The organism is Phenylobacterium sp., assembly GCF_035944335.1.
Taxonomy (GTDB): Bacteria; Pseudomonadota; Alphaproteobacteria; order Caulobacterales; family Caulobacteraceae; genus Phenylobacterium.
On sequence record NZ_DASZBG010000105.1, the window covers coordinates 1 to 2179 of the forward strand.

Annotated in this window: 2 protein-coding genes; one reads left to right on the top strand and one right to left on the bottom strand. The window is 73.2% G+C overall.

The window, feature by feature from the left end:
* Window positions 1–878 (bottom strand): retroviral-like aspartic protease family protein (locus VGT80_RS16875; RefSeq protein ID WP_327457821.1); only part of this gene is annotated, 878 nt, incomplete at its 3' end.
* Between the two features lie 190 nt (window positions 879–1068).
* On the opposite strand from VGT80_RS16875, the gene VGT80_RS16880 reads away from it, so the two are divergent.
* Window positions 1069–2179: hypothetical protein (locus tag VGT80_RS16880; RefSeq protein WP_327457822.1), on the top strand; the 1111-nt coding region annotated here is incomplete at its 3' end.

Sequence of the window (2179 nt, forward strand, 5' to 3'; positions counted from 1 at the left end):
ATGCCGACGCCCAGCAGGCCGGCCGGCAGCGGGGCCGGCGCGGTCGGGGTGAAGACCTGCACCTCCACGTCGGTCAGCCGGCGGCCGGCGAACTCGACGGCGCTGGCGCGGACCACCTGATCCTGGCTCATCCCGCCCAGGCTCACCGAGCGGCCGGTGGTGATCCGCCGGTCGGCCAGCAGGCCCAGGGTCTGGGCGGTGTCCTGGGAGAGCGCCAGGTCCGAGGTGGCGCCGGTGTCGACCATCACCTCGATCGGGGCCGAGCCCTCGATACTGACCGAGGTCATCAGCGCGCCGCCCTGGCTACGGGTCTTGGCGACCGCCGCGCCGGGCGGCGGCTGGAAGGCCTCGGGCCGGACGAACCGCGCCCGCCCGTTGGGCCAGTCGATGTCGACGGCCAGCGCGCGCAGCACGTCGCGGCCGATGAGCATGGCGAACGGCCGGCGGATCACGCCCGAGAGGGTCAGGAGCTCCAGGGTCGCGGCCCGCATGCCGCGCAGCTGCAGGGGGCCGATGGCCAGGTCCAGCGAGACGGTGTGCGTCAGGGCAGGCGCGCCGCTGACCCCGAAGGCCAGTAGCGGGATGGGTGAATCCTTGAGTCCCAGCCGCTGCGCCAGCCGGCGGTCGATGGCCGAGAACTGCGCCCCGGAATCCACCACCACCCGGATCGGAATGCCCCCCACCCGGGCCGGGAGCTCCACCAGCCCCGCCGGATCGGGCAAGGCCATCCAGCCGCTGTCGCTGGCGCCATCGGCGAATTCGACGGTGGGCGTGGGAAACAGATAGCGTTCGCGCAGCCACCAGGCCGCGCCCAGGCCGCCGCCCAACAGAGCCAGCTGGCGCAGCAGCACACGCCGCGTATAGCCGACGCGCCTCACCTCGCCGCCCCCGCCGTCATCGCGCCCGCCTCAATGGCCGGAGCCCGGCGAGGCTCACCGGCCGGCCTCGCAACCCCGGCCCGCCGCTCGACGTTGGAACCCGGTGGTCCCGCGGCCGGGGACGGGAGTCGGCCGCCCGGCCACGCCCCGGCGCCGAGCCTTCCCGGCGCGCAATCGTCGAACCGAGATCATGATCCCGCACCCCCGGTCTTTCACCAAACCCGTCCTGCTCCTCGCCGCCAGCGGCCTGGCGCTCGGCCTTGCCGGCTGCAAGGTCGACAATCGCCCCCTGCTGGCGCGCAACGACGCGCCGGACGCCTATTCGGCCCTGCCGCAGCCAGGTCCGGCCTACGATCCCGCAGCCTATGGCGCGCCCAACTATGGCGCCCAGCCCTATCCCGCCAGCTATCTTCCGCCGGAGCGCGCCTACCCCTACGCGGAACGCGCCTATGGCTACGACGCGCCACCGGCCTATGGCTTTGCCTATGGCGACGAACAGCCGTGGGTCTGGGAGACCGCCGACGACGGCTACATGTTCGCCGAGCCCTACGGCGACGACTACCGGTTCTACTATTACGAGCCTGGCGCCGATTATCCCTACTTCGTGCGCGATGCGAACTACGGCTACGCCTACGGCGGCAACGGCGCGCTGATCGCCCTGTTCGATGCGGCCGGCGCGCTCTTGAGCGCCAACGACTACGGCCGCTACGCGCCGGGCGCGCGGCAGTACTGGAGCCGCGGCTACGACCTCTATTCCACCTACAACCGCGCGCCGCGCTACGCGGTCGATCAGAATGTCTGGCGACAACGCGCGCCCAATATCGCCCGCGCCGACCAGCGCCGGATCAACGCCGCGCAGCAGCAACCGGCGTGGCGGCAGTGGCGCGCCAACGCCGCGCCGTCGGTCGTGCAGCGCTTCGAGTCCGTGCGTCCGGGCCGCTTCAGCCCGGGCCTGAACCCCGGGATCAATCGTGGCGAGGGCCGCGCCGACAACGGCCGGCATGAAGGCTGGGCTCGCAACGGCGCGCCGCCCCCCTTCGCGGCCGCCCGCCCGCCCGTGATCGGCCGCCAGGACCGGGGCCGCGGCTTCGGACGCCAGGAGGTTCCGCGCCCAGACCTTCAGCGCCCAGACCTTCAGCGCCCAGGCCTTCAGCGTCAGGACCTTGAGCATCAGGATCGCGGCGGCCGCTTCGCCGAGCGCGGTCAGCCGGCCTTCGCCCCGTCCGTCCAGACCCATGGCCGCGACGCCAACTGGCGCGGCCAACAGGCGCGCATGGCCGAAGCCGGTCAGCCGCCGGCGG